Raw genomic sequence first — 3,901 nt, forward strand, 5'->3', positions numbered from 1 at the left:
CTCGGAGTACTGGCGGCGAGCTACCTGATCAAGCGAGAAGAACCAGTGAATACGGTCCTCGGCGGCCTGCTGCACGTCGGGAGGCCGGTTGCTCTTGTCGATCATGTACCGCTCGAAGTACACCGGGCTGGTGTCCCGCACTGCGGCCAGATACTGCTCGGCGTCGCATGTGGTGACGATCATCCGGTGCGGGATCGGGTAGTCGTCGGTGGCGTCGGCAAGCGCTGGGCTAGCTATGCTCACACACGCCACCGTCGCTGCAGACAGTGCAAGACCCACCGTAGTCGCGCGACTCACCAGTCCAGCCATCGTTACTCCTGCTTCATCGGTCGGTCGGGGTCCGCCGCTAGCCGGCTTCAACGCTAGCCGGTCGCGTACGCCACCGAGACGAGACGGTGGATCCCCTGAACCTTTCCACGGTAACTATATAGTGCACCTACATAGATCACAGGTGGGGCGTCGTCTTGGAACATCGCGATCGCGTGGTTATGCGCACCCCCGGATACCGGCGGTAACTGACTTATCGGATTTAGCCGCCGCCGGTGAATGGGTTCGACGTCAGCGTGATGAAGCCGTCGTTGATCCACACGCCCCAGCGTCCGCCCCAACCCGAGGTCCACACGACGGGCTGTCCGTCCCAGAACTCGGCGGGCTTTGGTGGCGCCCAAGCCGGCGGCTCTTCACCCTGGACGGGCGCCGGTGGCGGAGCCGGTTCCGCGCTCGCCAGCGCAGTGCCTAGCCCCAATATTCCCGCGCCAAGCCCAGCCGCGACGACGACGGCAGGCAGAGTGGTATTGATCAAGGCCATGAGCATGACTCCAACGTTGAGACTGCATCCGAATACTTAGTATAAGTAACCACCCGCCGCGACGATCAAACTCCCAGACGCCACACTCCCTGATTTCAGCCAGCTCGCGGCGAGCGTGGTGACTGTCCGGTCTCAACGGAGCGAAAAGCGGAGAGGACTACATGGTGGAGCCGTTAGGTTTGCTTGTATGGCGGCTGACTCCGAGGGTAGGGATGTGCGGCGACAGGCCGGTTGGTTACCTGATCAAAGTGATTTGGAGTCGTGGCTTGCGGGGCACCGCGACCGAGTGGACGCCAAGGGCGAGCAGGTGGTGCTCCATCCGGTGATCACCGAGTTTCACGAGTTGATCGACACCGATCCTGTGGTGCGGCTTTACCTCAACCAGATGATCGCCCAGGTGCCCAACAGCAAGCCGTACCGCAGGCGACACCTCCAAAGCGTGCCCCAGTTGCTGCGCCTTATTAATGAGGTGCTGACGATGGCACCCGAGTTCGGCGACAACGCGGTAAGCCTGCCGCTGGGCGCGATTTTGGACTGGGCGATGGGCACACCGGCCGGATTCGCCGCCTTCCGCGACCCGCGGATCAACGCGATGCTCAAGAGGATCCTGACTGCCTGGTGTGAGTTCCTCAGCGGCGCTGACTCGCTGTACGTGCTCAACGATTCCCCGTCGGGCTGGAAGAGCGCTGAAGCTCAAAAGGCCGTTGGTATAGAGCAGTTCGAGCACGACCCAGCCGACGAGTATTGGGGTTTTACGTCGTGGAACGACTTCTTCACCCGTCGCTTCAAAGAGGGTGCACGTCCGGTCGCCTCACGGGACGACGACACGGTAATCGTCAGTGCGTGTGAATCCACGCCCTATCGCATCAGCACCGATGTGCAGCGTCAGGACAGGTTTTGGATCAAGAGCCAACCGTATTCACTCGAAGACATGCTGGCCAACGATGACTCGGTCGATCAGTTCGTAGGCGGAACCGTGTTTCAGGCGTTTCTCAGCGCGACGAATTATCACCGCTGGCACAGCCCGGTGGCCGGAACGATCGTGCGGGCGTTCCGTCAGCAGGGCACCTACTACTCGGAGGCCGACTCCGAAGGCACCGACGCCGTGGATCCCACAAATTCGCAGTCCTATTTAGCGCACGTCGCCACACGGGCGATCGTTCTGATCGAGGCTGACGATCCGGTCATCGGCCTGGTGGCTTTCGTGGCGGTCGGCATGTCGGAGGTCTCCTCCTGCAACATCCTGTCCACCATGACGCCGGCGTACCACGTCGCCAAGGGTGAGGAAATTGGATACTTCCAATTCGGTGGCTCCACGCACTGCCTTGTTTTTCGCCCCGGTGTGATCGCCGACTTCACCCTGGCTGCCATTCCGCAGCCCCAGGATCCCCACCCTCCGCTGTTACGTGTTCGATCGAAGCTCGGCACCGCCGCACACCTAGTTGGGTGATCGTTTGGGCCCTCCGCGCGTGAAGGTAGTACCTGCCACCACCAACACGACATCGTGAGTCGATGGCGCACCATGCGTTATCACATTGTGCTGCAATATATTCGGTAAGGCGGTATCGCGCTGATGACTTTTCACTCTTCTTGCCAGCCAAGCCGTTTCGGTCGGGCGGCGGCAGTTGTCGTCGGCCAATTTATCTGTGTTGGCTAGGGGCGCCGGGATGGCCCCGTGATGATCTCCAGCGTCCGGTTGGGCAACGGTAGCGGGTTGGCTCAGGCCAGGCCCCATTCGATGAATGCACGGATGGATTCCTCGAGACGGCGGCGGGTGGCGGCAGTGACGTCACGCAGCGGGCCTTGACCGGTGAGCACTGCCAGCCCGTGCATCGTGGACCAGGTGGGGTACTCGGTCGCGGCGCGGCGTCCCCGGTCGAGCACGCCGGCGTCGACCAGTTCGTCGAGTACCGCGCGGAGTTGGTCCAAAGGATTCGCGTCCGGCCCTCTCCCGCCGTCCCGAGCGCCGTAGGCGTGCCGGTGCGGCAGCGAGAACGCGGTTACGAACCTGGCCGCAATGGGATCGACCCGAGACCGTAGCCGATCTGATCAAACCGACCATCGCCACGCCTGCGCCACTAAGCCCTCGCGATTAAAGGAGGACGTCAGCATCAGCCTCAATGCCGACGGTTAGACGGCTTCATCCCAGGAGCAACATCTCCGCACGCCGACGAGCATGGCGCGGCGATAACAACCCGGCCCGCGGTTGCTATCCGGGGCGCTGCGGGGTAACCGCGCTGCCGTACCAATGACACAGCAGCAGGGCCAGTTCCACGTCCGGCCGGTCGGGGCCGATCGCGCGGCCCCGCCGGGCGACGGCCCGCCCGACCCGATACTTGACCGTGTTCGAATGCAGGTTGAGCTGCTCGGCAGCCAGCTTGTAGCTGCCGTCGCTGGACAGGAAGATGTGCAACGTCTCGCGCAGCCGGGCATCGTTTTCATTGTCGGCGGCCAGGTCGCCGAGGACTTCGGCCACCCACTCGCGGGCCTCGGCGATGTCCCCGCCAAGCAGGGCAGCCGCGAGCACACCGGGATCGTCCGCGGCGACCACACTCGGCTTGTGGGGGTCGCGCGCGGCCGCCACCGACCGTGCGGCTAGCGCCCTGCGATGCGATCGGCGAAACCCGTCGACACCGGCCGCCATCGAGCCGATCGCCACACTGGGCGAGTCCGCATGGGTGGCCGCGAACTGGCGGGCTTTGTCCACCGCTTCGGGTGCGGCGGCGCGAAACGGTAGCCATCCCCAGCCGCACACGGCGTCGGCCGCCACGAAGAGCGGGCTCGCCGCCGCCCCGGCGGCCTGGCCCATGTCTCGCAGGAAACGTTGCAGCCGGGGTAGTTCGTTGCCGTCGCTGCCGGCCTGCGGATACCACAGCACGACGGCCAGATGGTGCCAGCGCAGCGGATAGCGAATCGTCGAAGTTGCCGAATCGACGTCGACGGGTGTCTTGGCGGCCAGAATCTCGCGCACACGCAACGCGCGAAGGCTGTTCTGATTCTCCAGCCAGCGTTCGCGCTCCTCCTCGTACACTTCGACGACTTGCTGTGACATCCAATCGATGTAGGCGAACATGATCGCCGACATCTTGTCGA

General features: G+C 63.7%; 5 protein-coding genes. 1 reads left to right on the forward strand and 4 read right to left on the reverse strand.

The window, feature by feature from the left end:
• Window positions 1–309: DUF5078 domain-containing protein (locus VE759_RS01640; protein WP_324927600.1), on the reverse strand; the 309-nt coding region annotated here is incomplete at its 3' end.
• Window positions 310–529: 220 nt separating this feature from the next.
• Entirely contained in the window at window positions 530–808 is a 279-nt protein-coding gene (locus VE759_RS01645) for a hypothetical protein (RefSeq protein WP_324927601.1), read from the reverse strand.
• 187 nt (window positions 809–995) lie between these two features.
• Between VE759_RS01645 and VE759_RS01650 the strand changes: the two genes are divergently transcribed.
• Entirely contained in the window at window positions 996–2,258 is a 1,263-nt protein-coding gene (locus VE759_RS01650) for a phosphatidylserine decarboxylase family protein (RefSeq protein ID WP_324927602.1), read from the forward strand.
• A gap of 269 nt (window positions 2,259–2,527) precedes the next feature.
• Here the strand turns inward: VE759_RS01650 and VE759_RS01655 are convergent, their stop codons facing one another.
• Entirely contained in the window at window positions 2,528–2,827 is a 300-nt protein-coding gene (locus tag VE759_RS01655; RefSeq protein ID WP_324927606.1) for a WHG domain-containing protein, read from the reverse strand.
• A gap of 190 nt (window positions 2,828–3,017) precedes the next feature.
• Window positions 3,018–3,901, reverse strand: an 884-nt coding sequence (locus tag VE759_RS01660) for a PucR family transcriptional regulator (RefSeq protein ID WP_324927604.1), incomplete at its 5' end; no start/stop codon positions are given.

This window comes from Mycobacterium sp., from assembly GCF_035640695.1.
In the GTDB taxonomy this organism is placed as follows: Bacteria; Actinomycetota; Actinomycetes; order Mycobacteriales; family Mycobacteriaceae; genus Mycobacterium.